Annotated in this window: 20 protein-coding genes; 12 read left to right on the forward strand and 8 right to left on the reverse strand. The window is 64.8% G+C overall.

The features are described from left to right. Position 1: 1 nt before the first annotated feature. The 3 genes from panB to U8330_RS06985 all read left to right on the forward strand — a co-directional run bounded on the left by panB (position 2) and on the right by U8330_RS06985 (position 2,232). Positions 2 to 823, forward strand: coding sequence for a 3-methyl-2-oxobutanoate hydroxymethyltransferase (panB, locus tag U8330_RS06975; RefSeq protein ID WP_323104444.1), 822 nt, complete (start codon positions 2 to 4; stop codon positions 821 to 823). 399 nt (positions 824 to 1,222) lie between these two features. Further along, positions 1,223 to 1,927: an AzlC family ABC transporter permease gene (locus U8330_RS06980; protein WP_323104445.1), complete on the forward strand. Its 705-nt coding sequence runs from the start codon at positions 1,223 to 1,225 to the stop codon at positions 1,925 to 1,927. Further along, complete coding sequence (locus tag U8330_RS06985) at positions 1,924 to 2,232, forward strand: AzlD family protein (RefSeq protein ID WP_323104446.1); 309 nt, start codon at positions 1,924 to 1,926, stop codon at positions 2,230 to 2,232. Before U8330_RS06980 ends, U8330_RS06985 begins: the two co-directional genes overlap by 4 nt. A 58-nt stretch (positions 2,233 to 2,290) precedes the next feature. Here U8330_RS06985 and U8330_RS06990 read toward each other — a convergent pair whose 3' ends face one another. The 4 genes from U8330_RS06990 to U8330_RS07005 form a co-directional block, all read right to left on the reverse strand. Continuing rightward, complete coding sequence (locus U8330_RS06990) at positions 2,291 to 4,120, reverse strand: aminopeptidase P family protein (protein ID WP_323104447.1); 1,830 nt, start codon at positions 4,118 to 4,120, stop codon at positions 2,291 to 2,293. Between the two features lie 492 nt (positions 4,121 to 4,612). After that, on the reverse strand, positions 4,613 to 5,506 hold the full coding sequence (locus U8330_RS06995; RefSeq protein ID WP_323104448.1) for a 50S ribosomal protein L11 methyltransferase: 894 nt from the start codon (positions 5,504 to 5,506) through the stop codon (positions 4,613 to 4,615). Between the two features lie 66 nt (positions 5,507 to 5,572). After that, positions 5,573 to 6,172, reverse strand: a complete 600-nt coding sequence (locus tag U8330_RS07000; RefSeq protein WP_323104450.1) for an SCO family protein — start codon at positions 6,170 to 6,172, stop codon at positions 5,573 to 5,575. Between the two features lie 40 nt (positions 6,173 to 6,212). Further along, complete coding sequence (locus U8330_RS07005) at positions 6,213 to 6,425, reverse strand: hypothetical protein (RefSeq protein ID WP_323104451.1); 213 nt, start codon at positions 6,423 to 6,425, stop codon at positions 6,213 to 6,215. Between the two features lie 251 nt (positions 6,426 to 6,676). Between U8330_RS07005 and U8330_RS07010 the strand changes: the two genes are divergently transcribed. The 3 genes from U8330_RS07010 to pncA all read left to right on the forward strand — a co-directional run bounded on the left by U8330_RS07010 (position 6,677) and on the right by pncA (position 9,979). After that, the gene (locus tag U8330_RS07010; protein ID WP_323104452.1) at positions 6,677 to 8,770 is read left to right on the forward strand and encodes a methyl-accepting chemotaxis protein; all 2,094 of its coding nucleotides are present in this window, start codon (positions 6,677 to 6,679) and stop codon (positions 8,768 to 8,770) included. Between the two features lie 2 nt (positions 8,771 to 8,772). After that, on the forward strand, positions 8,773 to 9,237 hold the full coding sequence (locus U8330_RS07015) for a chemotaxis protein CheW (RefSeq protein WP_323104454.1): 465 nt from the start codon (positions 8,773 to 8,775) through the stop codon (positions 9,235 to 9,237). A gap of 100 nt (positions 9,238 to 9,337) precedes the next feature. Then, positions 9,338 to 9,979, forward strand: coding sequence for a bifunctional nicotinamidase/pyrazinamidase (pncA, locus tag U8330_RS07020; RefSeq protein WP_323104455.1), 642 nt, complete (start codon positions 9,338 to 9,340; stop codon positions 9,977 to 9,979). Positions 9,980 to 9,997: 18 nt separating this feature from the next. Here pncA and U8330_RS07025 read toward each other — a convergent pair whose 3' ends face one another. Further along, positions 9,998 to 10,504: a CreA family protein gene (locus U8330_RS07025; RefSeq protein ID WP_416236828.1), complete on the reverse strand. Its 507-nt coding sequence runs from the start codon at positions 10,502 to 10,504 to the stop codon at positions 9,998 to 10,000. A 219-nt stretch (positions 10,505 to 10,723) separates the two neighbouring features. Between U8330_RS07025 and U8330_RS07030 the strand changes: the two genes are divergently transcribed. The 3 genes from U8330_RS07030 (at position 10,724) to U8330_RS07040 (ending at position 14,851) form a co-directional block, all read left to right on the forward strand. Continuing rightward, positions 10,724 to 11,944: a YeeE/YedE family protein gene (locus U8330_RS07030; RefSeq protein WP_323104456.1), complete on the forward strand. Its 1,221-nt coding sequence runs from the start codon at positions 10,724 to 10,726 to the stop codon at positions 11,942 to 11,944. 273 nt (positions 11,945 to 12,217) lie between these two features. After that, positions 12,218 to 13,456 carry a DUF2778 domain-containing protein gene (locus U8330_RS07035; protein WP_323104457.1) on the forward strand — a complete coding sequence of 413 codons (1,239 nt, stop codon included), beginning with the start codon at positions 12,218 to 12,220 and terminating at the stop codon, positions 13,454 to 13,456. 369 nt (positions 13,457 to 13,825) lie between these two features. Next, the gene (locus U8330_RS07040; protein ID WP_323104458.1) at positions 13,826 to 14,851 is read left to right on the forward strand and encodes a hypothetical protein; all 1,026 of its coding nucleotides are present in this window, start codon (positions 13,826 to 13,828) and stop codon (positions 14,849 to 14,851) included. A gap of 41 nt (positions 14,852 to 14,892) precedes the next feature. Here the strand turns inward: U8330_RS07040 and U8330_RS07045 are convergent, their stop codons facing one another. Beyond that, positions 14,893 to 15,708, reverse strand: coding sequence for a hypothetical protein (locus U8330_RS07045; RefSeq protein WP_323104459.1), 816 nt, complete (start codon positions 15,706 to 15,708; stop codon positions 14,893 to 14,895). Positions 15,709 to 16,064: 356 nt separating this feature from the next. Here U8330_RS07045 and U8330_RS07050 point away from each other — a divergent pair, with 356 nt between their 5' ends. Further along, positions 16,065 to 17,093: a calcium-binding protein gene (locus tag U8330_RS07050; protein ID WP_323104460.1), complete on the forward strand. Its 1,029-nt coding sequence runs from the start codon at positions 16,065 to 16,067 to the stop codon at positions 17,091 to 17,093. Positions 17,094 to 17,119: 26 nt separating this feature from the next. On the opposite strand, the gene U8330_RS07055 is transcribed toward U8330_RS07050, so the two are convergent. Continuing rightward, positions 17,120 to 17,938: a hypothetical protein gene (locus U8330_RS07055; protein WP_323104461.1), complete on the reverse strand. Its 819-nt coding sequence runs from the start codon at positions 17,936 to 17,938 to the stop codon at positions 17,120 to 17,122. Between the two features lie 242 nt (positions 17,939 to 18,180). After that, a complete protein-coding gene (locus U8330_RS07060; protein WP_323104462.1) occupies positions 18,181 to 20,826 on the reverse strand; it encodes an ATP-dependent helicase in 2,646 nt (881 codons plus the stop codon). 268 nt (positions 20,827 to 21,094) lie between these two features. Here U8330_RS07060 and U8330_RS07065 point away from each other — a divergent pair, with 268 nt between their 5' ends. Next, positions 21,095 to 22,351 (forward strand): efflux RND transporter periplasmic adaptor subunit, encoded by a 1,257-nt coding sequence (locus tag U8330_RS07065; RefSeq protein ID WP_323104463.1) that lies wholly within the window; start codon positions 21,095 to 21,097, stop codon positions 22,349 to 22,351. Continuing rightward, positions 22,348 to 25,509, forward strand: coding sequence for an efflux RND transporter permease subunit (locus U8330_RS07070; protein WP_323104464.1), 3,162 nt, complete (start codon positions 22,348 to 22,350; stop codon positions 25,507 to 25,509). The genes U8330_RS07065 and U8330_RS07070 overlap by 4 nt, the downstream gene beginning before the upstream one ends. Positions 25,510 to 25,587 lie beyond the last annotated feature (78 nt).

The following is a 25,587-nucleotide window of genomic DNA, read 5'->3' on the forward strand; positions in this document are numbered from 1 at the left end:
CATGAGCGTCGAAGCCAAGCGCCGCCGGCTGAGCCCGTCGGCGATCCGCGCGATGAAGGGCGAGCGCCCGATCGTCAGCCTCACCGCCTATACGACGCCGATCGCCCGGCTGCTCGATCCGCATGTCGACCTGCTGCTGGTCGGCGATTCCGTCGGCATGGTGCTCTATGGAATGGACTCCACGGTCGGCGTGACGATGGAAATGATGATCGCCCATGGACAGGCGGTCGCACGCGGCGCCACCCAGGCCTGCCTCGTCGTCGATCTGCCCTTCGGCTCCTATCAGGAGTCGAAGGAACAGGCCTTCCGCAGCGCCGTGCGCCTGATGAAGGAAACGCAGTGCTCGGCGGTCAAGCTCGAAGGCGGGGAGGAGATGGCGGAAACCGTTGCCTTCCTCACACGCCGCGGCGTTCCCGTGCTCGGCCATGTCGGGCTGATGCCGCAGCTCGTCAACACGACCGGCGGCTATCGCTCGCTCGGCCACAGCGATGCGGAGGCCGAGACCATCCGCCGCGACGCGCAGGCGATCGACGAGGCCGGTGCCTTCGCCATCGTCGTCGAGGGTACGGTCGAGCCGGTGGCGCGCGAGATTACCGCCGCCGTGGCGGCGCCGACCATCGGCATCGGCGCTTCGCCGGCCTGCGACGGGCAGATCCTCGTCTCGGACGACATGCTCGGCCTCTTCAACGACTTCAAGCCGCGCTTCGTCAAACACTTCGCCGAACTCGCCCCCCAAGTCTCCGCCGCCGCCGGCGCCTATGCCGAGGAAGTCCGCGCCCGCAGCTTTCCCGGACCGGACCATACGTTCAAACCCCGCCGCTGAGGGTCTGCAAGGGCGGCGAACAAGAAGACCCCCTCTGGGCTGCCGCCCATCTCCCCCACAAGGGGGGAGAGACCCAGAGGCGCCCGCTCGCCGAAATCTCTGGCCTCGAAGCCTGGGAGGTCGATCAAACGTTGACCGCCGAAGAGGGAGCCGCTCTCGCTGGGAGCAGGCCCTGCGGTCTCTCCCCCCTTGTGGGGGAGATGGCCGGCAGGCCAGAGGGGGTCTTGGCTCCGGTGCGCGTGGTCGAGGGGATGATCGATAGTGGCCCCAAGCCGCCGACTGGATATCCCCTACCATTCCCGGGATTGATCCCCGCATCAGCCCATTTCATTTGTGAAGCGGCGGACGAGAGGGTAAGGCCCGGGTGCCGGACATTCGGCGGCAGCGAGACTGGACAGCATGACGTCTGACGGGTTTTGGCAGGGGGTGCGGCGCGGGGCGCCGATCGTGGTGTCCGTCGCGCCCTTTGCGGTGTTGTTTGGCGCGCTGGCGGTCGACAATGGGTTTTCGACCTTCGATGCGGTGCTGATGAGTGCCAGCATCTTTGCCGGGGCGAGCCAGATGGTCGGCTTGCAACTGTTCGGCCATGAGATCCCCGCCTGGGTGGTGATCCTCTCGGTCTTCGCGGTCAACTTCCGCCACATCCTCTATTCCGCGTCCGTCGCCCCGCATATCCGTCACTTCAGCTTCGCGCAGAAGGTGATCGGCCTGTTCCTGATTACCGATCCGCAATATGCGGAAGCCGAGAAGAAGGGCGAGCGCGGCGAGCGGGTCGGCTATGGCTGGTATATGGGCATGGCGCTTTCGCTCTATCTGCCTTGGGTGGCGCTGACGGCGGTGGGAGCCGCCTTCGGCCAGTTGATCGGCGACCCGAAGGCGATCGGGCTCGATGTTCTCCTGCCGATCTACTTCATGGCCCTGGTGCTCGGCTTCCGCAGCCGGGATCACTGGCTGCCGGTGGTGGCGGTCAGTTCGCTGGCCTCGGTCATCGCCATGAAAACCGTCGGCTCGCCCTGGCATGTCAGCATCGGTGCTTTGGCCGGCGTGCTGCTCGGGGCGTTTCTGCCGCTGAAGCCGCGGGCAGGCGGAGAGGCGCAGCGATGACCGGAGATCTTCGCCTGCCGCTCATCATTCTCGGTGCCGCGCTCGCCACCTATCTGACCCGCATCGGCGGCTATATTCTCATCAGCCGGCTGAAGACGCTGCCGCCCCGGCTCGAGGCGGCGCTGAACGCCGTGCCGGCGGCGGTCCTGTCCACGCTCGTCGCCCCCGCCTTCGTCTTCGGCGGGGCGGATGTGTCGATCGCCATGCTGGTCGCTCTCCTGATCGGCCTGCGCGCGCCCTCGCTCGTCATGCTGCTCTGCGGCTGGCTGACGGTCATGGCCCTGCGGCTCGGCGGCCTGTTCTAGCCGTTTCGCGCCTGCGGACGGACTGAGGACAACCGGCGAGCCGGGAAGGCGCCCCCGCCTAAAGCGGCTGGGTCGCTGCCTCCAGCCAGGCCTTCACCTCCTCCACCTCGATCAGCGGCGCAAGCGTTTCGCGCGTTTCGGCATGGTAGGCGTCGATCCAGCGCCGTTCCTCGTCCGTCAAGAGGTCGGTGACGATCAGGCGGCGGTCGATCGGGCAGAAGGTCAGCGTCTTGAAGCCGAGCATCGGCGCATCGCCCCCTTCGATGGCGTCCGCCGGCAGCACATGGATGAGATTTTCGATGCGAATGCCGAAGGCCCCGGGACGGTAATAGCCGGGCTCGTTGGAAAGGATCATGCCCGGCAGCAGCTCCTGCATGGCCGCGCGCGAGATGCGCTGCGGTCCCTCATGCACGGAGAGATAGGAGCCGACGCCATGGCCGGTGCCGTGCGCGTAGTCCGCGCCGGCCTTCCACAGCGCGATGCGGGCGAGGGGATCGAGATCAACGCCGCGCGTGCCCTTGGGGAAGCGGGCGGTGGAGATCGCGATCATGCCCTTCAGCACCAGCGTGAAGAAGCGCTTCTCTTCCGCGCCGACCGAACCGATCGCCACTGTCCGCGTGATGTCCGTCGTGCCGTTGACATATTGGCCGCCGGAATCGACGAGGAACAGGCTGCCTTCGGCCAGCGGCTGGTCGGTTTCTTCCGTCACCCGGTAGTGAATGACCGCTCCATGCGCGCCCGCGCCCACGATCGTGTCGAAGGAGATATCGCGCAGCGGGTTCTGGAGACGCTCGCCGACCCTGCAGCGGATCGATTCCAGTTCCTTTGCCGCGGCGATCTCGGTCACGCTGCCGGGCTGCCGGCTGTCGAGCCAGGCCAGAAATTCCACCATGGCGGCGCCATCCTGCAGATGGGCGCGGGTCGTGCCGTCGAGCTCCGCCTCGTTCTTGATGGCGCGGGGCAGGCGGGCCGGATCATCGGCCTCCAACACCGTGCCGCCGTCGCGGCGGATCCGTTCGGCAATCGCGAAGGGCGCCTGGTCGGGGTCGATCATCAGGGTGACGCCGCTGGCGGCCAGCGCCGAAACCCGCTCCTCGAAGTCCGACGGCGGCGCGATGCGCGCCATCTGGGTCAGATAGGCCTCTTCCTCGATGCCGGTCTTGCGCTTGTCGAGAAAGATTTCGGCCGTGCCATCGGCATGGATGAGGCCGCGGGCGAGCGGATGCGGCGTGTGCGGCACGTCGGCGCCGCGCAGATTGAAGGTCCAGGCGATCGAGGAGGGATCGGTCAGCAGCACGGCCGCGGCGCCGGCCTTGACGGCGGTTTCGGCGATCATGGCGATCTTGTCGGTGGCAAGCCGGCCGGCCCGCTCGTTGGGCTGAAGCCGGACGCGGCCGAGCGGAGCATCCGGCCTGTCGCTCCAGAGCGGATCGAGCGGATTGTCCTTGAGCACGACGAGCTCGCCGCCGATCGCCTTGAGCGCCTTTTCGAGCTTGCGCACCTCGGCCCCCGTATGCAGCCACGGGTCGATGCCGAGCCGCAGACCCTTGGCTCCATGCCGCTCGATCCACAGATGCGGCGGCTCGCCGACGAGATCGGCACCGGTGAACACGGCGGGATCCACCTGCTCGGCCAGCTGCGTCACATAGCGCCCGTCGACGAAGACCAAGGCCTTGTCGCGCAGAATGAGCGCCATGCCGGCCGAGCCGGTAAAGCCGGTCAGCCAGGAGAGCCGCTCGGCCGATGCCGGCACGTACTCGCCCTGATACTCGTCGGCGCGCGGCACGAGAACGGCGTCGATCCCCCGATTGTCGAATGTGGCGCGAAGCGCGGCAACGCGCGCTGCACCATGTTCTGGGGTGGAGGTGACAGTAAAGGACTGGAACATGGCGGGCTTCCTGCGGAAATGTCCTTCACTCGAAACACAGGCGGCCGACGACGGCAAGGGCAAAGACGGAGGCACACAGGCGGCGAATCATATGACTTATGCGATCTGCGCATGGCACCCATGTGTGCGAGCCGCTGGCCGGGCTGTCTCCAAAGCGCTAAAAACATCTTCAACGAACGGCGACGAACACCGTTCCCGCAGATGCCGCAAGGCACCTGTCTTCAGTGATCCTGGTTCGGCTGGCCTCTCTCTCCTCCTCCCTCCCGGGTGGCCAGCTTGCGGATCACGAAGATGTCCGCTCGAGCACTCCTCCTCCCAGGCTCGCGGACAGATCGATCGGCGTGCCGGTCGATTGGCGATGCTTCGGCATCGCCCTTGTTCGGGAAAGGCCGCCCCACGCTTTAAGCGCCGGGCGGCCTTTTTCGTTTCGAAGCTTTGCCGGATCGGACACTTCCGGGTCTCGCACGCCACCTGATCGGCAGCACGTGCCGATCAGCTGCGGCGGCTGTCGAGGAGGAGGGTGACCCAGCCATTGCGCCAGAGCGTGCGCACGTGCCGCAGGCCAAGCGCATTGTAGGCCGAGAGGACCTTCCAGCGCTGGGCGGCGAGAATGCCGGAGAGGATGACGGCGCCGCCGGGCTCCAGATGGGCGGCGAGCTGCGGCGCCATGCGCATCAGCGGCCGGGCGAGAATATTGGCGACGATCAGGTCGAAGGGGCCATGGCCGGCAAAGGCGGGGGACTGGAAGCCGGCAGCACTGACGGCCGTGATGCCGTCGCGTCCGGTCAGAACGCCGTTGCGGCGGATGTTCTCGCGCGCGACGCGCGTGGCGACCGGGTCGATGTCGGTGGCGAGAACCGGGACCGGCTTGATCTTGCGCACGGCCAGCGCCAGCACGCCCGAGCCGGTGCCGAGGTCGAGGACCCGGGTGACGGGGCGCGCGCGCACCACATGCTCGATCATCTCCAGGCAGCCGGCCGTGGTGCCGTGGTGGCCGGTGCCGAAGGCCTGGCCGGCGTCGATCTCGATGGCGATGTCGCCGGCGCGCACCTTGTCGCGGTCATGCGAGCCGTGAACGAGAAAACGGCCGGCGCGCACCGGTGTCAGCCCTTCCAGCGACTTGGCGATCCAGTCGATATCCGGAATCTCTTCCCGCTCGATCTGGGCTTGCGGGAAAAGCGGCGCGAGCACGGCCCTGAACCGGTCCGCCATTGCCTCTTCTTCCGCAAAATCGAGATAGAGGGAGGCCTCCCAGACATCGCGCTTTTCATCGATCTCCATGGTGGCGATGGCGTAGCCTTCATCCTCGAAGGCGTCGCTCATCAGCGCCAGCGCCTGTTCGGAGCCCGTCTCGGTGGTGGTGATGAAGAGGCGGAGATCGGCCACGGCATGGTTCCTGCAAGGTTTGCGTTCGGGCTGCGGCTTTAGCATGTTCCGCGGCCAAAGACAGCGTCAGCCCTTGGCCAGGTTCTCCAGCTTCTTCACGGCGGTTGCCGGATCCTCGCCATAGGCGATCGTGCCGCGGAAGCGGCCTTCGGCATCGAGCAGGAAGACGGAGGCCGTGTGGTCCATCGTGTAGTCGCCGTCGGGCTTTGTCTCGTCCAGCGGCACCTTGCGGGCATAGACCCGGTAGCCCTTGACCATTGCCATTACCGTGTCGGCCGGGCCGGAAATGCCGGTGATCCGGTCCGAGACATTGGCGACATAGCGCGAAAGCACGTCCGGCGTGTCGCGTTCGGGATCGACCGTTACGAAATAGGCCTGCAGCTTCGTCTTGTCCGGATCGACCTGCTTCAGCCAGCCGTCCAGCTCGAACAGGGTGGTCGGGCAGACCTCGGGACAATGGGTGAAGCCGAAGAACAGCGCGGTCGGCTTGCCGCGGAACGCCGCCTCCGTCACCGGCGCGCCGCCTTGCCCGACAAGCGCAAAGGGCACGCCGAACGGCCCGCCTTCGGCCGTCTCGGTCCTGGCGGTGATCTGATAGGTCATCCAGCCGAGCGCGGCAGCCACGATGACGACGGCGAGCCAGAGGACGATGCGGAGCGTTTTCATGGGCGGATCTCTCCGGCGGCGCGGCGGGGTGGGGAGGGGCTTAGAAGCAGGTGGACAGGCCGGCGAGATCAAGCGCCAGCAGCATGTCGCCGCCGAGCGTCAGCCAGCCGAGCAGCCCGGCAAGCAGAACCAGCACCACGCTGCCGCCGCCGATCAACACGGCAGGCAGACGCAGGGCGTCGCGGGTCGCGAGGGGCAGGGGCGGGGTACCGGTCTTCATGACCGTGAGAATAGCGTATCCGATCGCTAACATGAAGGGCTGCTCTTATGAAAGGATTAAGCACTTTCAAGTAGGATGTTCTGATATGGATGTGGGACGACATCCAGCCTTGAAGGGCCTTGGCGTGGCGCGTCACCCGAAGCGGGGGGGCGGCGGCAATGCAGGGGGTTCATGGGAAAGCCGCTCGTCCGGGCCGGCATGATGTCAGCCCTTCGCCACGATGATCCTGCGAATTGTCTTTCCGGAAAACAGCATCGATGTCCACATCGTCTCCGAAGCGCAGCATGACCATTTCCTTCCGTCTTGGAACCCTCGCCATCGCCGCCCTCCTGGGGTTCGGCGCCGTCATCGGCACCGGCTGGGTCCTCAACCGCTCCGCCAGCCATGCCGTGGCCGCGGCAGCCGCCGCCGAACAAAGCATGGCCGATGCCCTGGCCATGCGCGATGCCAATCTCCGGCTGCTTCTGGCCGGCATGGATGCCATGGTCGACCGCGCAAGCGGCACGGTCTCGCCCGAATTGAAGAAGGAAACCGACGAGAGTGTCGCCGAACTGCAGGCAGGCTTGAGCAAGATCGCGGCTGTCGCCGCTGAGCTCGGCGCGCCGGAGCTCGGACAGGGCCTCGATCAGGATGTCGGGATCATCGTCACCGGCGTCGCCACGGAGCTTCCAAGGCTCATCGAAGCCCGGCAGGACGAGGCGATCATGGCGCTCGACGACCGGGTGGACGAAGCCGGCTCGCGTCTTGTCGAGCGGCTGGGACAGCTCGCCGACCGCGCCCATCATGTCGCGGCCGACAGCATGCGGGAGGCAGACGTGCTGTCGACACGCGCCCTCTGGCTGCAGCTCGTCTGCGCCGGCGTGGCCATGATCGTCATGCTCGGCCTGACGCTCAACCACGGCGCCGTCATCCGCAAGGGCATCACCGGCCTGCGTGACAGCATGCGCCGCATCCTGTCCGGCGATTACACGAGCGCGATTCCCGCCGTGGGCCGCGGCGACGAAATCGGCGAGATGGCGCGCGCCATTGAGCAATTCCGCGACGCCGCAGTCGAGAAGGCGGATCTTGAGCGCAGTGCCGCCGAGGCGCGACGCGAAAGCGAAAGCACCCATTCGGCCCGCGAGGCTGCGGCCGAGGCCAATGCCCGCGAAGTGGCGGGTGCCGTTTCCGCGCTCGGCGCCGGGCTGAAGCGGCTGGCCGAGGGCAACCTGACCGTCTCGCTCTCCGAACCCTTCCGCGCCGATCTGGAGTCGCTGCGGCTCGACTACAATCAGGCGCTCGATCGCCTGACGTTCCTGATGGCGAAAGTGCGCGAGAATGCCGGTTCGATCCAGGCGAACGGCCAGCAGATGCGTACCGCCGCCAACGAGCTCGGCCGCCGCACGGAACAGCAGGCCGCCTCGCTGGAGGAAACCTCGGCCGCGCTGAACCAGATTACCACGACCGTGCGCAGCTCCGCCGACCGGGCGGAAGAGGCGAGCCATATGGTGGGCGAGACCAAGGCCAACGCCGCCGAGTCCGGCCGCATCGTCGGCGAGGCGATCGACGCCATGGCCCGCATCGAGAATGCATCCGCCGAGATCGGCAAGATCATCAACGTGATCGACGAGATCGCCTTCCAGACCAACCTGCTGGCGCTCAATGCCGGCGTGGAAGCGGCGCGGGCGGGCGAGGCGGGCAAGGGCTTCGCCGTCGTCGCGCAGGAGGTGCGCGAGCTCGCCCAGCGGGCCGCCATGGCCGCAAAGGATATCAAGGGCCTGGTCGGACGCTCGTCCGGCGAGGTGGAAACCGGCGTCCGCCTGGTGCAGGCAACGGGCGCCGCGCTCGGCCGGATCGGCGCCGATGTCGAGCGAATCCATAGCCATATGTCTGAAATCCTCGTCTCGGCGCGCGAACAATCGACAGGCTTGAGCGAAATCAACAGCGCCATCGGCCAGCTGGACCAGATGACCCAGCAGAACGCCGCCATGGTCGAACAGACGACGGCCGCCAGCCAGATCCTCGCGCAGGACAGCGATGGCCTGGTGGAGGCGATCGCCCATTTTCGCATCGGCGAGCAGGCAAGCCTCAGCCAGCGCACCGTCCACCAAGGCAGCAGCCACCCGCACGGCAACAGCCAGCAGGGCGGCAGCTTCAGCGATAAGCCCGTCGAGCGGTCCCAGGCGCCTGCCGCGCCGGTTCGCAAGCCGGCAGCAGCGGCGGCTGCACGTCCCGCCATCAAGCCCGCCAGCCGCGCCAGCCGGCCGGCGCCGTCTCCCGCCAAAGCCCTGATGGGGAAACTCTCAGGCGCCTTTTCCACCTCCGCCCCGCAGACGGCAAGCTCCGCCAAACCGCATGCGGCCCCCGCCCATTCCGAAGAAAACTGGGAAGAGTTCTGACCATGACATCCGCCATCAAACAATCCGGCTCCGCAATGGAGATCGTCTCCTTCCACCTCGGCGAGCAGGAGTTCTGCATCGACATCATGGCCATCCGCGAAATTCGCGGCTGGGCGCCGGTGACGCCGATGCCGCACACGCCGGCCTATGTTCTCGGCCTCATCAACCTGCGCGGTGCGGTGATCCCGGTCATCGACATGGCCTGCCGGCTGGGTATGAACATGACCGAGCCCTCCGAGCGTTCGGCCATCATTGTCACCGACATCAATGGCAAGCTGGTCGGCCTGCTGGTCGAGCAGGTCTCGGACATGATGACCATTCGCGGCGAGGACCTGCAGCCGGCGCCGGAGATCATTCCGGAAGCGCAGCGCGCTTTCTGCCGCGGGATCGTCGCGCTCGAAAAGACCATGGTCTGCTTCCTGAACCTCGATACGGTGATCGCCGACGAACTGGCCCAGGCTGCCTGAGACTAGCGGCCAAGCGAAGGGGTAACGCAGTGCGAAGGCCGGTTGGCCTTCGCGCCGCCGCGGTCTATGGTCGCCTCGATCATTCGGGGAGAGCGTGCCGATGAAATGCCTGTTGCTTGTCGATATCCAGACCGGTTTCTGCCCTGGCGGCCACCTGGCCGTGCCGGAGGGCGATGCCGTGGTGGAGGTCGCCAATCGCCTGATGAAAGAGGGCGGCTACGATCTGGTCGTCGCCTCGCAGGACTGGCACCCCGCCGATCACGGCAGCTTCGCCTCGCAGCATCCCGGCAAGGCACCCTTCGACATGGGCGTGCTCAACGGCAAGCCGCAGATGATGTGGCCGGACCATTGTGTGCAGGGAACGGAGGATGCCGCCTTCCATCCCGATCTCGACACCGCCCGCATCGACCATGTGCAGCAGAAGGGCCTCGATCCACGGGTCGACAGCTACTCCGCCTTTCGCGACAACGACCGGAGCGCGCTGACCGGCCTGTCGGACTATCTGCGTGCGCGGGGCGTGACGCGGCTCGACCTTTGCGGCCTGGCGACCGACTACTGCGTGAAGTTTTCCGCGCTCGATGCGAAGGCCATGCTGCCCGAAGCCGAAATCCGCTTCATCGAGGATGCAAGCCGCGGCATCGATCCGGCCGGCGTCGCCGCTGCCCGTGACGAGATGGCCGATGCAGGAATTGCGATCATCACGTCCGACACCGTCCTTGAAGAGGCGCGCAGCGCGGTCTGACCGCGCCTCCCCGGCGCATCATTGCGGTGCGCCGTTTTTCCAGACGGCGTTCTGATTGAAGAGCGGCACGGTCGAAATCGACATCTTGGCCGAACCCTCGGTGATCTGGCGGGAATGGGCGAGATAGATCAGCGTGTTGTTCTTGCGGTCATAGATCCGGTTGACGACCAGCGCCTTCCAGATGAGCGAGCGCCCCTCGCGGAACACCTCCTCGCCCTCCTTGGAAAGATCGATATCGCCGATCACCACCGGCCCGGTCTGCCGGCAGGCGATCGAGTTGTTGGAGGGATCCTCGAACCAGTTGCCGTTTTTCAGCCGGTCGAGCACGCCGCGGTCGAAATAGGTGACATGGCAGGTGACGCCTTCGATCTTGGGGTCCGTCAGCGCGTCCACCAGAATATCGTTGCCCATCCAGTCGACGCCGACCTCGCCCACCGTTTCGGCACGGGCCGGCAGGGCCGCGGCAAGGAACGCGCCGAGGATCCCGCAGGTGGCGGACAGGACAGTCAGGCGGAAAGGCATCATTGTTCGGGCTCCATCAGGGGCGGGATATGAGAAACGTATGATGGACATAAGAGCGCTGGCGCGCTGCACAAGGCAGGACGGGAATTTTCTCGGCCTGCAGTGGTCCTGCGAAGGACCGGAGGGGGTCAGTTATTCCGGTCTTCGTCCAAGCCTTGGAATATGGTTCCTCGGAACAGCAGGGGAGAGACACTAAGTAAGCCTCAACATACGGAGGCTTTCATGTCCGCTCTTTCTCCTTCTTTCGGCTCGACCTCGGGCCTGCCGCCGCTCGGCGTTCCCGGCCTCGTGTCGCTTGCCGTGCTGGCGATCGGGACGCTGGCGCTCGGCCTTGCCTATGGTCCGGCCCATGGTGCGCTCTTCCTGGTCGGCGGCGCGCTCGGCATCGCGCTCTACCACGCCGCCTTCGGCTTCACCTCGGCCTGGCGGGTCTTCATCGCCGAAGGCCGCGGCAGGGGCTTGCGCGTGCAGATGCTGCTGCTTGCCGTCGCCGTCATCCTGTTCTTTCCGCCTCTGGTCGATGGCACGCTGTTCGGCAATCCGGTCAAGGGCTCGGTGTCGCCGGCCGGCATCGGTGTCGTGTTCGGCGCCTTCCTTTTCGGCGTCGGCATGCAGCTCGGCGGCGGTTGCGCCTCCGGCACGCTGTTCACGGCCGGTGGCGGCAATGCGCGCATGCTGGTCACGCTGCTGTTCTTCATCATCGGCTCCGTGGTCGCCACCCAGCATTTCGATTTCTGGACCAGCCTGCCGGCCCTGCCGCCGGTCTCGCTGACGCAGTTCGGGGCCGTGGGCGGCATCGCCATCAGCCTGGCCCTCTTCGCCGCGATCGCCGGCCTGACCGTGCTTGTCGAGACGCGCCGCAACGGCGCGCTGGAACAGGCGCCGCCGGCGCCGCGTCAGGGTGTGTCCCGTCTGCTGCGCGGTCCCTGGCCGCTGGTCTGGGGCGCGCTGGCGCTGGCGCTCCTCAACTTCGCCACGCTGGCCTTGGCCGGCCGGCCCTGGGGCATCACCTCGGCTTTCGCGCTCTGGGGCGCCAAGGGAGCGGCGGCAATCGGCTTTGATCCTGCGTCCTGGGCCTATTGGCAGACGCCGGCCAATGCCAAGGCGCTGTCCGAAAGCGTCTTTGCCGATATCACCTCGATCATGGATTTCGGCCTGATCGCCGGAGCCATGCTGGCGGCCGCGCTTGCCGGACGCTTCGCGCCGAGCCTCGATATCCCGCTGCGCTCCATTCTGGCCGCCGTCGTCGGCGGGCTGATGCTCGGCTATGGCGCGCGCATTGCCTATGGCTGCAACATCGGCGCCTATTTCTCCGGCATCGCCTCCGGCAGCCTGCATGGCTATGTCTGGGCGCTTGCTGCCTTTGCCGGCAATGTGCTGGGCGTTCGTCTTCGCCCCTTCTTCTTTGCCGAGCGCAGCACGATCCGCCGCATCGACGGCTGACGCCGTATTCCGCTCACAATTGCCAGGTTTCCTGAAAGCCGCTCCTCAATGGGGCGGCTTTTCCGTGCGGTGGCGCACGATCGAAAGCGCCGCGAACGTCATGTTCGGCTCGTAAAGGAAATGGTTACCATGTTTTGCCATTGTTTGAACAAGCCGGCATGGTCTTAAGCGCGCAACAACTTTCCGGCGCCTGGCGACCCAAACTCCCGGCTCTGACGGCATAGCGTGATCTTGCCGCCGGATAGCGTAACTGTCTTTGGGTAACAGGCTTCCATGGCGCTTGCAGTCGAGACTACCAGTTCCTTCCCGATCGGCCACACGCGCCGCCAGGGGTCCTCGTTCTCCAAGGCCGTGATCCTGGCAGGGGGACTCGGCGCGAGCCTGCTCTTCGGCGGCTGGATGCTGGCCACGCTCGCCACCATGCACGGCATGGGCAGCGCTGTTTCCGAACCGGGCCTGCCGCGTTTCGAAACCTCGTTGAAGCTCAACGCGATCCCGCGGACAGTGCGTGCCGACCGCACGGTCCATCTCGCCAAGTTTTCCCGTCTCGTCAAAACGCCGCTGATGGCGGTGGCCGATGCCGCCGCGCCCCGGCAACTGACGGCGCGCGCAAGCGCCGTGCGCGTGGCGCTCGCCCGGCCGGCCATCACCCTTGCCGCCGCGACCCCGGTGCAGCCTCTGCCGCCGATGCCGGGCCTTCCCTCGGCTGAAGGCGCCGCAAGGACGCTGCGGCCCGCCCAGGCGATCGCCGGCCTTGCCGCGCGCGATACCGGCGGCATCACCGTGCCGCTGCGCGAAAACGCCATGGTGGAGCCTGACAGAACCGTGACCGGCGGGCTGCCGAAGCCCTTCAGCCTCGTCCTGTCCGATGACGAAACGGCCGAGCGGCTGCCCGACCTCGGGCCCCTTCCGATGACGCGCCCCGGCGTCACCATCGCCGCGGAAGCGGAGGCCGAACTCGCTCCGCCCGCCCGCGCCAAGCCGGCCAAGCGCACCCTGCTCGCCTATGCCAAGCCCGATGTCTCGATGGACGAGGATGAGGACGATGCGCCCATCGCCCGCCCGCTCTTCGGCAGAAGCAAGGGCGTCGCGGTCTATGATATTTCCGCAGGCGTCGTCTACATGCCGAACGGCGAGAAGCTCGAAGCTCATTCCGGCATCGGCGCCATGCGCGACAACCCGAAATATGTGCATGTGCCGATGAAGGGCCCGACGCCGCCCGGCACCTACAAGGTCACCATGCGCGAATCCCTCTTCCACGGCGTGGAAGCCGTGCGCCTGACCCCGGTCGATGGCATCGCCCCGCATGGCCGCGTCGGTCTGCTCGCCCATAGCTACCTGCTGCGCAAGCGCGGCGACAGCCACGGCTGCGTCGCCTTCGCCAACTACCCGAAATTTCTCGCAGCCTTCAAGCGCGGCGAAATCAAGCAGATGGTCATCGTGACCAGCATGAAGGGTGGCTTCTCACGTCCGGCCAAGACGCTGGCGTCTCTGTTTTCGCGGAACGGGTGAGGGGCTCACTGGCCCCCGCTCGAGCACAGAGCCGGCGAGGCTGCCTCGCGCGCAACCAGACACAACCTTTAATAATATGGATATCTAATTTACATCTTCTGAAAGAAGGTGTAGGACTCGTGACCATGCTCGCATCGGGTGGTGGTCGCGTTTGGTGCCGTCTTTGACAGCGCGAAGGTTCTGCCGTCCCGGCTGCAGCAGTCAGCCGAAAGCGCCGAACGCATTTAGATCGACCGTCCCACCCGCAGTTCCGCATTTCAGTTCATGCCCCCTCCAGCCTTCGGCGAGGACCATCCGGTCCTTTCCGGACCGATGTCTCGCGTCTTTTCATGATCGATCGTTTTCAAGCTTTTGGGAAAGGAGAAGGCAATGTCACTCGCATTCTATAAGGGTCCGACCGACGACCTCGCCACCAGCACGACCGACCCCGCCCCGTCACAATTCCTGGCCTCCGACGGCGACAGCCTGCAATGGGCGGAGGACCGGCCGACGCTGGGGTCGCCGCCTTGGTACTATGGCTATCATTACTGGATCGGCAGCTGGGCCAACGAGGAGTTCGTAGGCTCGACCGGAGACGATATCTTCCAGCTCGCAGGATACGAAGGATACGGCGGCGTTCAAAACGGTTGGGACACGTTCGATGGCGGAGCCGGGTTTGATGAGATCTATGTCGCTCCGAAGTACGGCTGGTACTGGACAGCGATTCTCATCCGCGACAATGGTCTGAAGGACGTGGAGCGCATCTATTTCGGCACCAGTGGACCCAAACCGGTCTACTTCTGCGGCGCGATCGACTTTTCGAGCGTCGTCATCATGACGCCGGGAACCAAGGTCTACGGTCGGCAGGATGCCAACACCTTCACCGGCGGGGCTCTGGGCGAGTATGTCGAGGGTGATGGCGGCAATGACACGCTCAACGGCAATGCCGGGAACGATACGCTGTACGGGGATACAACGCAGGATAACCCATGGGCGGCGGATTATAACGCTGCGGGGAATGATATCCTGCGGGGAGATGTCGGCGATGACACTCTTTACGGGCAAGGCGGAGATGACTGGCTCTCTGGGGGGGCTGGCAATGACACGATGTATGGCGGCTCTGGCGCCGACAAGCTAGTTGGGGGAGCTGGGAAGAACGAACTCTATGGTGGTGCGGGTGCTGACTTCTTTCAGATCCTCTACGGGAGTGATCAGAGCACCGTCAGAGATTTTGAGGTCGGTATCGACCGCATAAGAGTTGATACGAAAATCGCCAGCGGGTTCAGCCAGCTTACGATCAGTAGCGATGCAAGCGGAAACGCCCATGTCGTGATCGGCACAGTCGATATCACGCTGGCTGGTATCAGAGCGTCCGCCGTCAATAGCTCCATGTTCGATTTCGGCGTTTATGTTTGAGAAGCGGCCCATGCGTGGTGACGCATGGGCCTTGGTTATCATTAGAGATAGCTGACCTTGTCTTTCGCATAGCTGCTGCGAAGGGTCCCATCTTCATGATACGTCTTCAGCCCAGCTTTCGGGTCATATTGCAGCATCAGATTGCCATTGCCGTAACGCAGCTCGAAACTACCGATGGATGCACGGCCATGTTCGTCAAAGCTGATTGGAAGTTTCACGCCGAAGACTTCGGCAATTCTCTCTTGCCCGGCAACAAGAAGGTCATGGCCGAGTTCGGCTAACTTGTGCCGCGAAGAATTTCGGACTTCCACCCATTCTCGTGCTGACTGAAATTGTTCTTCGGTAGCGAAATAGTCGAGATCCCGCTTGACCATTACAGGATCTTCACCATCCGCCAGCCGTTTTGCGCCCCATGCTGCGTATTGAGCGAAGTATTCTTCGCGTGTGGGTGCCTGTTCGTCGGGCTCTAGCCCCCTATTGTAATCATCTATCCCGTAAGACGTGCCTCGAATGAACGCCTCCGCATTCTCCACCGACGCCTTGATCGGAGTAAAGCCATTGGCAGCGGCGATGGGGTCGTAAGTCGTCACCATCGACCCGGCGGCAGCCATGGCGCTCAGCTGCGGTTTGGAGAGTTCGGACGAGACGGTGCCGCCGACCGCGCGCGCCGTCGGGGCGGGTGCGGCGTCGGCCGGTTTCTCGCCGGCGCTGGCGGCGGCGGAGACGATGGCGAGGATCGTGTCTGCCGCGCTGCGGGCGTCGCCGCCTGCGCTTGACGAGGCAAGAAGCGGCGCTGCGAGAAGCGGCGAGGGCTGGGCAAGGAGGGTCAAGGCAACATTGCTGGCGATCGTGGTCATGCGCTGCTCCTTTACTCAACCCCTTCGACGCCACCTCATGGACCGGGGCGAGACCCGCAACCGAACCTCATTCCGGCTGCATGTTTAGTTTCTCATGCAATTTTAGGAGATTATTGTTGAGGGAGTGTTAAAGGATCTCCGGCTCGGTCAATCAGTCGTTTTGCCGGCTGCCATCCCGGCTGCAGCGGTCAGCCGAAAGCGCCGAACGCATTTAGATCGACCGTCCCACCCGCAGTTCCGCATTTCAGTTCATGCCCCCTCCAGCCTTCGGCGAGGACCATCCGGTCCTTTCCGGACCGATGTCTCGCGTCTTTTCATGATCGATCGTTTTCAAGCTTTTGAGAAAGGAGAAGGCAATGTCACTCGCATTCTATAAGGGTCTGACCGACGACCTCGCCACCAGCACGACCGACCCCGCCCCGTCACAATTCCTGGCCTCCGACGGCGACAGCCTGCAATGGGCGGAGGACCGGCCGACGCTGGGGTCGCCGCCGGTCTATTACGGGTGGCACTACTGGATCGGCACATCCGCCTGGGAAGAGTTTCAAGGTTCGTCGTCCGATGACGTGTTCCAGATTTCGGGACCCGAGAGCTATGCCGTCGGCGGTATTCAGAACGGATGGGACACATTCGACGGCGGGGCGGGCTTCGACGAAATCTATGTCGCTCCAAAATTTCCCTATTACTGGACAGCGGTTCTTATCCGCGACAATGGTCTGAAGGACGTGGAGCGCATCTATTTCGGTACGGATGGACCCAAACCGGTCTACTTCTGCGGCGCGATCGACTTTTCGAGCGTCGTCATCATGACGCCGGGAACCAAGGTCTACGGTCGGCAGGATGCCAACACCTTCACCGGCGGGGCTCTGGGCGAGTATGTCGAGGGTGATGGCGGCAATGACACGCTCAACGGCAATGCCGGCAACGATACGCTGTACGGGGATACAACGCAGGATAACCCATGGGCGGCGGATTATAACGCTGCGGGGAATGATATCCTCAATGGTGGCGCGGGTAATGACTATCTTTACGGTCAAGGTGGAAACGACCGGTTGCTTGGAGGTTTAGGCGCCGACAAACTCTTCGGAGACTTTGGGACTGACACATTGGACGGCGGAGAAGGAAATAATGAGCTTTGGGGCGGAGCGGGTGCTGACAACTTCCAGTTCACGTCTTCTGCAGACAAAAGTGTGATTGAGGATTTTCAAATCGGTGTAGACCGTCTCAAGTTCAATGCCGCCATCGCAGATGAATACAGTGATCTCACGATCTTCAATTCTGGCGGCAACGCGCATGTCGTCGTCGGAACGATCGACATCACGATCATCGGTATCTCGGCCCAGTCATTGTCCAACGCCTCATTCGACTTTGGTGCATTCACCTGATTAGCTCAGGCACTCGACGTGCGAGGTCAGCATTGGCTGACCTCGTTCAGAGCATACTGCGTTCGGACACTTCCGTCTCCATGGAATGTCTTCAAGCCATCTTTGCTATCATATTTAAGGATAATCGCTCCATCTTTGCCTTGGATCGTTATATTCGCAAGGCTTAATCGGCCGTCAGCGTTTTTGACTACGTCAATTGTTCCGCCGAATACTTCCGAAACCAGGCGCTTCATGTTGTCTATGCCTTCCATAGCATCCGCTGCAAGTTCCTTTCGTTTGGAATTCCAAAACTTGATTGCATCAACCTTGTCCTGATACGCCTTATCGCTGGAAAAATCGGCGACAGCCTTCTTGACCTTCTCAGGGTCATCGCCCTTTGCAATGCGAATTTCACCCCACTGAATATACACTTGGTTGAACGATTGACGGTCAGGAATCTCGTCGTCGGGTCTCAACCCATCGTTGAACTGATCAATCCCCCAAGAGACTTTGCGAATAAACGCTTCGGCATTCTCGACCGACGCCTTGATCGGATCGAATCTGTAGACGGCCGGGTCGATCGTCGTTTCGCTGGTCACCATCGACCCGGCGGCGGCCATGGCGCTCAGCTGCGGTTTGGAGAGTTCGGACGAGACGGTGCCGCCGACCGCGCGCGCCGTCGGGGCGGGTGCGGCGTCGGCCGGTTTCTCGCCGGCGCTGGCGGCGGCGGAGACGATGGCGAGGATCGTGTCTGCCGCGTTGCGGGCGCCGCCGCCTGCGCTTGACGAGGCAAGAAGCGGCGCGGCGAGAAGCGGCGAGGGCTGGGCAAGGAGGGTCAAGGCAACATTGCTGGCGATCGTGGTCATGCGCTGCTCCTTCACTCAACCCCTTCGACGCCACCTCATGGACCGGGGCGAGACCCGCAACCGAACCTCATTCCGGCTGCATGTTCAGTTTCTCCTGCAACTTTAGGGCATTATTGTTGAGGGATCGTTAATGAACGCGCGCGGGTGCATGGGATCGGGTCCGGCGGGCACCCGATCCGCCCAAAACTTTGGCTGCAGGTCGCGGAATGAGGGGAGAGCCGTCGCTTGCCTTTCAAGCTGGGCTAGACGCGCTCCACGAATCCATCCAGCACCCGCTTCTGCCCCGCCCGGTCGAAATCGATCGTCAGCTTGTTGCCTTCGATGGCGGCCACGTTGCCGTTGCCGAATTTGATGTGAAAGACGCGGTCGCCGAGGGAGAATTTGGAGGGGACGTCGGTGGTGGACTTGGCGATCAGTTCCCCTTCGATGGTGCGGCTGCGCGGACCGCTCTCGCCATAGCCGATCCGCTCGACCGCCACGCCGGAGCGATTGCCCCAATTGTCGCGCGTCGCGTCGGTGCGGTTCGCCTGGGCGCGTTTCCAGCCGGGCGTCTGGTAGGTGTTGGAGAAGGGTTCGGACAGGCCGGCCGCCTTGTCGAAGCGCGATTGGCCGTAGCCGCCGCGCCCATAGCCGCCTCCGCCATAGCCGCCATAGCTCTGGTCCATCTCCGAGACCTCGACATGGCCCTCCGGCAGCTCGTCGAGGAAGCGGGAGGGAATGGTCGATTGCCAGAGGCCGTGAATGCGGCGGTTTGAGACGAACCAGACATGGCAGCGCCGCTTGGCGCGCGTCAGGCCGACATAGGCAAGCCGCCGCTCTTCCTCGAGCCCGGCGCGACCGCCCTCGTCGAGTGCGCGCTGATGCGGGAACAGCCCTTCCTCCCAGCCGGGCAGGAAGACGGTCTCGAATTCCAGCCCCTTGGCGGAGTGGAGCGTCATGATGTTGACGGCGTCGAGGCTCTCGTTCTGCTCGGCATCCATGACCAGCGACACATGTTCGAGGAAGCCGCGCATGGAGTCGAAGGCCTCCATGGAGCGGATCAGTTCCTTCAGGTTGTCCAGCCGCCCCGGCGCTTCCGCCGTCTTGTCGGCTTTCCACATGTCGGTATAGCCGGATTCCTCGAGGATCGTTTCGGCGAGCTCGGTATGCGGCGTGGTTTCCAGAAGGCCCTGCCAGCGGCGCACCATGGTCACGACATCGAACAGCGACTTGCGCGCCTTGGCCTTGATGTCGTCGGTCTCGATCAGCTCGCCGGAGGCGGCGAGCATGGGGATGTCGCGGGCGCGGGCGTAGTCATGGATCAGCCGCACCGTCGTGTCGCCGAGACCCCGCTTCGGCGTGTTGACGATCCGCTCGAAGGCGAGGTCGTCGGCGCCCTGGCAGACGAGGCGGAAATAGGCCATGGCATCGCGGATCTCGAGCCGCTCGTAGAAGCGCGGGCCGCCGATGACCCGGTAGTTGAGGCCGAGGGTGACGAATCGGTCTTCGAACTCGCGCATCTGGAACGAGGCGCGCACCAGGATCGCCATATCGTTCAGCGCGTGCTTCTTGCGCTGCAGCTGCTCGATCTCTTCGCCGACCGCACGGGCCTCCTCTTCCGAGTCCCATGCGGCATGAACCTGCACGCGCTCGTCCTCCGGGCTCGTCCGCTCGGTGAAGAGCGTCTTGCCGAGCCGGCCCTCATTATGGGCGATCAGGTGGCCGGCAGCGCCGAGAATATGGGCGGTGGAGCGGTAGTTCCGCTCGAGCTTGATGACCTTGGCGCCCGGGAAATCCTTCTCGAAGCGCAGGATATTGTCCACCTCCGCGCCCCGCCAGCCATAGATCGACTGGTCGTCATCGCCGACGCAGCAGATGTTGACCTGCCGTGCGCTCGCGCTGTCGCCGCTCTGCGGCGCGCTCCGCGAGGGCGCGCCATCGGGTGCGACGGCCGCTTGGCCTTGCCGGCCTTCGGCCGGGGCCGCCCCCGCTTCGTCCCGGCGCGGGGCGGAACGCTGGGCGAGCAGGCGCAGCCAGAGATACTGGGCGGTGTTGGTGTCCTGATACTCGTCGACGAGGATATAGCGGAACCGGGCATGATACTCCCGCAGCAGGTCCGGATGCTGGCGGAAGATCGCGATCGGGTGCAGCAGCAGGTCGCCGAAATCGCAGGCGTTCAGGCTGCGCAGCCGCGCCTGGTAGGCGGCGTAGAGCGTGCGGCCCTTGCCGTTGGCGAAGGCCCGCGCGTCGCCTTCCGGAATATCGGGCGGGGTCAGGCCCTTGTTCTTCCAGCCGTCGATCATCTGGGCGAACTGCTTGGCCGGCCAGCGCTTGTCGTCGATCTGCTCGGCCTGCAGCAGCTGCTTGATCAGCCGGGTCACGTCATCGGTGTCGAGAATGGTGAAGTCGGAGCGCAGGCCGGCGAGCTCGGCATGGCGGCGCAACAGCTTGACACCGATCGAGTGGAAGGTGCCGAGCCAGGGCATGCCCTCGACCGCGCCACCGACGAGCACGCCGATGCGCTCCTTCATCTCGCGCGCCGCCTTGTTGGTGAAGGTCACCGCCAGGATCTGGCTCGGATAGGCACGGCCGGTTTCCAGAATATGGGCAATGCGGGTGGTGAGCACGCGCGTCTTCCCGGTGCCGGCGCCGGCCAGCACCAGAACAGGACCGTCCAGCGTTTCCACCGCCTCGCGCTGTTCCGGGTTGAGGCCCGAGAGATAGTCTGCCGCGGGGCCGGGTCCACCGGAGCGCGCCGCCATGGCGCGCGCGGCGATGCCGCCGGCAGCCGGCGCATGCTGCCCGTCCCCCTGCCGCGCACGGGCGGCGGGTGCCGCCTCCTGCGGCTTTCGGCCGGCCCGAACGGGCTCTTCGTCGAAGAAGGGAATATCGTCAAATCCGTTGCTCATGGCGCCCAATGTAGTGATTCGGGGTGGAAAGGCCAGAATGCGTTCTGCTTTCATTCCTTTGCTGCTCTCGCCCTAGAGTTCGGCGCGACCATGACGATCCCGTGCAAATGGGGATGGCGCGATCACGGTTCCGTGAAAATTTCCGTGAGATTACAAAGTGGTAATAATGAATCTCGCGCATTGATCGAACCGGATGCCTTGGTTAGGCTTTACCCCAGCGAAGGAGGCGTGGCTTACGCTCCCCAGCCGTTTTCCACGGAGTGTTTTCATGCGGATCTGGACACAGCTTGCTGTCGGTGTCGTCGTTCTTGCGGCAGGCGGTGCGGCCTTCGTCCATTTCGTGCCTTCAGCCGGACCCAAGCTCGTGGCTGCCGGTGTGCCGGCCAATCTCGTGGCGCTCGTTGCTCCTGCATCGCCGGAGGGTGGTGCGGCGCGTTCGGGCGGGCAGGGCGATGGGCAGGCTCGAGGCCAGGCGGGCGGGCAAGCTGGCAATCAGGGCCGTGGCCAGAATCCCGGGCGCGGCAACCAGACGCCGCTCGTCGTCACCGAAGCCGCCGGCACGGCGCTGGTCAATGACCGCCTGAACGCGATCGGCAATGGCGAGGCCATTCTCTCCGTCACCGTGACCCCGCTGTCGACCGGCAATCTCGCCGAGGTTCTCGTCAAGTCCGGCGACAAGGTGGGCGCCGGCCAGGTGATCGCCCGGCTCGACAATGAGGAGCAGAAGATCGCCGTCGACCAGGCCAAGGTCGCGCTGGCGGGGGCCAAGGACAAGGTGGAGCGCAACCGCCGCCTCGGCAATGCCGTCTCGATCGCCACGCTTCGGGAGGCGGAATTTGCCGAACAGGCTGCAGAACTGGCGCTGAAGATGGCCGAACTTGATCTCACCCGGCGGGACATCGTCGCACCGTCCAAGGGCGTGGTCGGCATCATCACCGTCAATCCGGGAGATTACGTCACGACCGCGAGCGCGATCGCCGTGGTCGACGACCGTTCGCAGATCCTCGTCGATTTCTGGGTGCCGGAGCGCTTCGCCAACAAGATGAGCGTCGGCCAGGAGATCGAGGCCGTGCCTGTTGCCGCCCAGACCCAGACGCTGAAAGGCCAGATCTTCGCAATCGACAACCGCATCGACCAGGCGAGCCGGACGCTCCGGGTCCGGGCGAAGCTGGACAATCCCGATGATGCGCTCAGGGCCGGTATGTCCTTCGCGGTCACCGCCCGTTTCCCCGGCGATACCTTCCCGACCGTCAATCCCCTTTCGGTTCAGTGGAGCGCGGATGGCTCCTTCGTCTGGCGCGTCAAGGGCGAGACCTCGGAGCGCGTGCCGGTCAAGATCGTCCAGCGCAATTCCGACAAGGTGCTGGTGGATGCCGCGCTCGCCAAGGGCGATCTCGTCGTTACCGAGGGCGTGCAGCGCCTTCGCAATGGCGGCAAGGTGCAGATGGCCAACCGCGCCGCTCCGCCGGAGCAGGAGGTCTCGCAGGCGACTGCGGCCGACGTTTCTGCCGGAGGCGCCCGATGAGCGGCGGCGGCAGCCATGGCGGCGGCACGAAGGGGCAGGCGGGCTTCACCGCGCTCTTCATTCGCCGTCCCGTCTTCGCCATGGTGGTCAACACCCTGATCATCGTGGCTGGTCTCGCCGCGCTGAACGGCGTGGAGATCCGCGAACTGCCGGAGGTCGACCGCCCGGTCGTCTCCGTCAACACCCGTTTCGAAGGCGCGGCGCCGGAAACGGTCGACCGCGAGGTGACCTCGGTCATCGAAGGCGCGGTTTCCCGCGTGCAGGGCATCCAGGATATTTCCTCGACCTCGCAATATGCGCAGAGCCGGGTAACGCTTCAATTTTCCGATTCCACCGATATCGGCCAGGCGTCCAACGACGTGCGCGACGCGCTCGGCCGCGTGACCAACGATCTGCCGGATTCCGCCGATGCGCCGCAGATCGTCAAGGCCGATGCTGACAGCCAGCCGATCGTCCGCCTGGCGCTGACCTCCGATCTCCTCTCGATGGAAGATCTGACGCTGCTGGCCGAAAACGAGGTGACGGACCGGCTGGCCGCCGTCGAAGGCGTGGCCGACGTGCAGTTGAACGGCGATCAGGAGAAGATCTTCCGCATCGACGTCGATCAGTCGAAGCTCGCCTCGCGCGGGCTCACCGTCGCCAATTTGCGCACGGCGCTCGCCACCGCCTCGCTGGATGTGCCCGCCGGATCGCTGACCAGCGCCGACCAGGATATTTCCGTGCGCGCCACCGCCGACCTGCAGACGCCCGAACAATTCGAGCGGGTGCTGCTTGGCGACAATGTGCGGCTCGGCGATGTGGCGACCGTTACCATGGGCCCCGATATCGGCACCTCGGCGCTGCGCTCCGGCGGCAAGCAGGGCATCGGGCTCGGCATCATCCGCCAGGCGCAATCGAACACGCTGGACATTTCCGAGGGCGTGAAGTCGACGGTGGCGGAGATCCAGACGATTCTGCCGGCCGGAACCACGCTGACGATCACCAGCGACGACGCGGTCTTCATTCAGGGCGCGATCCATGAGGTGGAGATCGCGCTCGTCGCCTCGGTGCTGATCGTCACCATCGTCATCTACCTCTTCCTGCTCGATTGGCGGGCGACGCTCATCCCGACGCTGACCATGCCGATCGCGCTGATCGGCACCTGCGCGGCCATCTATCTCGCCGGTTTCTCGATCAACATCCTGACGCTGCTCGCCATCGTGCTCGCCACGGGCCTGGTGGTGGACGATGCGATCGTGGTGCTGGAAAACATCGTCCGGCGGCGAAGCGAAGGCATGGGGCCGCGGGCGGCCGCCGTGCTCGGCACGACGGAAGTGTTCTTCGCCGTCATCGCCACCACGGCAACGCTGATCGCCGTCTTCGTGCCGCTCTCCTTTCTTCCCGGGCAGACCGGCGGGCTCTTCCGCGAATTCGGATTCGTCCTCGCCTTTGCCATTCTTCTTTCGGCCTTCGTGGCGCTGACGCTCTGTCCGATGCTCGCTTCCCGGATGTTGAAAGCCCACGCCGAGGGACACGGCCACAGCGGCATCATGGGTCGGATCGGGGCGGCTGCTGCCGGTTTCTACCGCCGCACGCTCCGCGCCTGCCTCAACGCGCCGCTGATTGTCTTCATCGTCGCCGCCATGGTCGTGGCAGCCGGCGCCGGCGCCTTCACCACCATCACCTCCGAGCTGACGCCGACCGAAGATCGCGCCCGCGTGCTCCTGCGCATCCAGGCGCCGCAGGGGGTTTCGCTCGACTATACGCAAGCGCAGATGCGGCGGGTGGAAGACGCCCTGCAGCCGATGGTCGACAAGGGCGAGATCGCTAATGTCTATTCGGTGTCCGGCCAGGGGGGCTCCGTCAATGGCGGCTTCATCGTGCTTACCCTTGCCGACTGGAAGGAGCGGACGCGCACGCAGCAGCAGATCTCGCAGGAGATTACCCAGCTCACCAACAAGATCCCGTCGATCCGCGTCTTCCCCGTGCAGCCGAACAGCCTTGGCATTCGCGGTGCCGGCAATGGACTGCAGATCGCGCTGGTCGGCAACGACTACAAGAAGCTCGGCGACGCCGCTGCCTCGCTGGTGCGCGCGATGGAAGACAGCGGCAAGTTCCAGAATGTCCGGCTGAACTACGAGGCAAACCAGGCCCAGCTTTCGGTGACGATCGACCGCGAGCGCGCCTCCGATCTGGGCATCGATATCACCGGTCTCTCCTCCGCCCTGCAGGCGATGCTCGACGGCAACTCCGTGCTCGACGTCTATGTCGAAGGGGAAGCCTATCCGGTCAAGCTTCTCTCGACCACCAATCCGATCAACGATCCGACCGACCTGCAGAACATCTATCTCAAGACCGGCGACGGGCGCATCGTCCCCATGTCGTCGATCGCCAGCGTCGAGGAACAGGCGGTTGCGCCGCAGCTGCAGCGCGAGCAGCAATTGCGCTCGGTGTCGCTTTCGGCCGGGCTTGCCCCCGGCATCGGGCTCAGCGAAGCGCTCACCTATGCCGAACAGACCGCGGCGCCGCTGCTGCCGCCGGGCTCCCGCGTCATCCCGCTCGCCGAGGCGGCGACGCTGAACGAGAATTCGAACGGCCTCCTGATCACCTTCGGCTTCGCGCTGGTCATCATCTTCCTCGTTCTGGCCGCCCAGTTCGAAAGCGTGATCAGCGGGCTGATCATCATGTCCACCGTGCCGCTCGGTCTCGCCTGCGGCGTCTTCGCCATCATTCTCACCGGCAACACGCTCAACATCTACAGCCAGATCGGCCTGGTGCTGCTGGTCGGCATCATGGCCAAGAACGGGATCCTGATCGTCGAATTTGCCAACCAGCTGCGCGACCAGGGGCAGGGACTGCGCGAGGCGATCGAGAATGCCTCCAACATCCGCCTGCGTCCGGTGATGATGACGATGATCGCCACCATCGTCGGCGCCGTGCCGCTGATCATGGCCAGCGGGGCAGGGGCGGAGGCGCGCATCGCACTCGGCTGGGTGCTGGTCGGCGGTCTGGGACTGGCAACCGTGGTGACGCTTTATCTGACGCCCGTCGCCTACCTCGTCATCGCCCGCTTCACCAAGCCGCAGGTGGACGAGGAGCGGCGACTGCAGCGCGAACTCGAAGAGGCGGAGCGCATCGCCACGCTCGAGGACCACCCGCTGCCGCAGGCGGCCGAGTAGACGGACGGGCCGAAGCTGTCCCAGTTTGGCACAGCCGCGGGGGCGGAGTGTCAGCCGCCATTTTCCTTTGCGGGCCGG

Source organism: Rhizobium sp. CC-YZS058 (genome assembly GCF_034720595.1).
In the GTDB taxonomy this organism is placed as follows: Bacteria; Pseudomonadota; Alphaproteobacteria; order Rhizobiales; family Rhizobiaceae; genus Ferranicluibacter.

What these genes read in the sequence shown, in the direction of transcription:
- U8330_RS07055 (WP_323104461.1), bottom strand. Translation starts at nt 17,938, where the DNA reads ATGACCACGATCGCCAGCAATGTTGCCTTGACCCTCCTTGCCCAGCCC.
- U8330_RS07050 (WP_323104460.1), top strand. Translation starts at nt 16,065, where the DNA reads ATGTCACTCGCATTCTATAAGGGTCTGACCGACGACCTCGCCACCAGC.
- U8330_RS07035 (WP_323104457.1), top strand. Translation starts at nt 12,218, where the DNA reads ATGGCGCTTGCAGTCGAGACTACCAGTTCCTTCCCGATCGGCCACACG.
- U8330_RS07015 (WP_323104454.1), top strand. Translation starts at nt 8,773, where the DNA reads ATGACATCCGCCATCAAACAATCCGGCTCCGCAATGGAGATCGTCTCC.
- pncA (WP_323104455.1), top strand. Translation starts at nt 9,338, where the DNA reads ATGAAATGCCTGTTGCTTGTCGATATCCAGACCGGTTTCTGCCCTGGC.
- U8330_RS07040 (WP_323104458.1), top strand. Translation starts at nt 13,826, where the DNA reads ATGTCACTCGCATTCTATAAGGGTCCGACCGACGACCTCGCCACCAGC.
- U8330_RS07070 (WP_323104464.1), top strand. Translation starts at nt 22,348, where the DNA reads ATGAGCGGCGGCGGCAGCCATGGCGGCGGCACGAAGGGGCAGGCGGGC.
- U8330_RS07045 (WP_323104459.1), bottom strand. Translation starts at nt 15,708, where the DNA reads ATGACCACGATCGCCAGCAATGTTGCCTTGACCCTCCTTGCCCAGCCC.
- U8330_RS07030 (WP_323104456.1), top strand. Translation starts at nt 10,724, where the DNA reads ATGTCCGCTCTTTCTCCTTCTTTCGGCTCGACCTCGGGCCTGCCGCCG.
- U8330_RS06985 (WP_323104446.1), top strand. Translation starts at nt 1,924, where the DNA reads ATGACCGGAGATCTTCGCCTGCCGCTCATCATTCTCGGTGCCGCGCTC.
- U8330_RS07065 (WP_323104463.1), top strand. Translation starts at nt 21,095, where the DNA reads ATGCGGATCTGGACACAGCTTGCTGTCGGTGTCGTCGTTCTTGCGGCA.
- panB (WP_323104444.1), top strand. Translation starts at nt 2, where the DNA reads ATGAGCGTCGAAGCCAAGCGCCGCCGGCTGAGCCCGTCGGCGATCCGC.
- U8330_RS07060 (WP_323104462.1), bottom strand. Translation starts at nt 20,826, where the DNA reads ATGAGCAACGGATTTGACGATATTCCCTTCTTCGACGAAGAGCCCGTT.
- U8330_RS07000 (WP_323104450.1), bottom strand. Translation starts at nt 6,172, where the DNA reads ATGAAAACGCTCCGCATCGTCCTCTGGCTCGCCGTCGTCATCGTGGCT.
- U8330_RS06980 (WP_323104445.1), top strand. Translation starts at nt 1,223, where the DNA reads ATGACGTCTGACGGGTTTTGGCAGGGGGTGCGGCGCGGGGCGCCGATC.
- U8330_RS07010 (WP_323104452.1), top strand. Translation starts at nt 6,677, where the DNA reads ATGACCATTTCCTTCCGTCTTGGAACCCTCGCCATCGCCGCCCTCCTG.
- U8330_RS07005 (WP_323104451.1), bottom strand. Translation starts at nt 6,425, where the DNA reads ATGTTAGCGATCGGATACGCTATTCTCACGGTCATGAAGACCGGTACC.
- U8330_RS07025 (WP_416236828.1), bottom strand. Translation starts at nt 10,504, where the DNA reads ATGATGCCTTTCCGCCTGACTGTCCTGTCCGCCACCTGCGGGATCCTC.
- U8330_RS06990 (WP_323104447.1), bottom strand. Translation starts at nt 4,120, where the DNA reads ATGTTCCAGTCCTTTACTGTCACCTCCACCCCAGAACATGGTGCAGCG.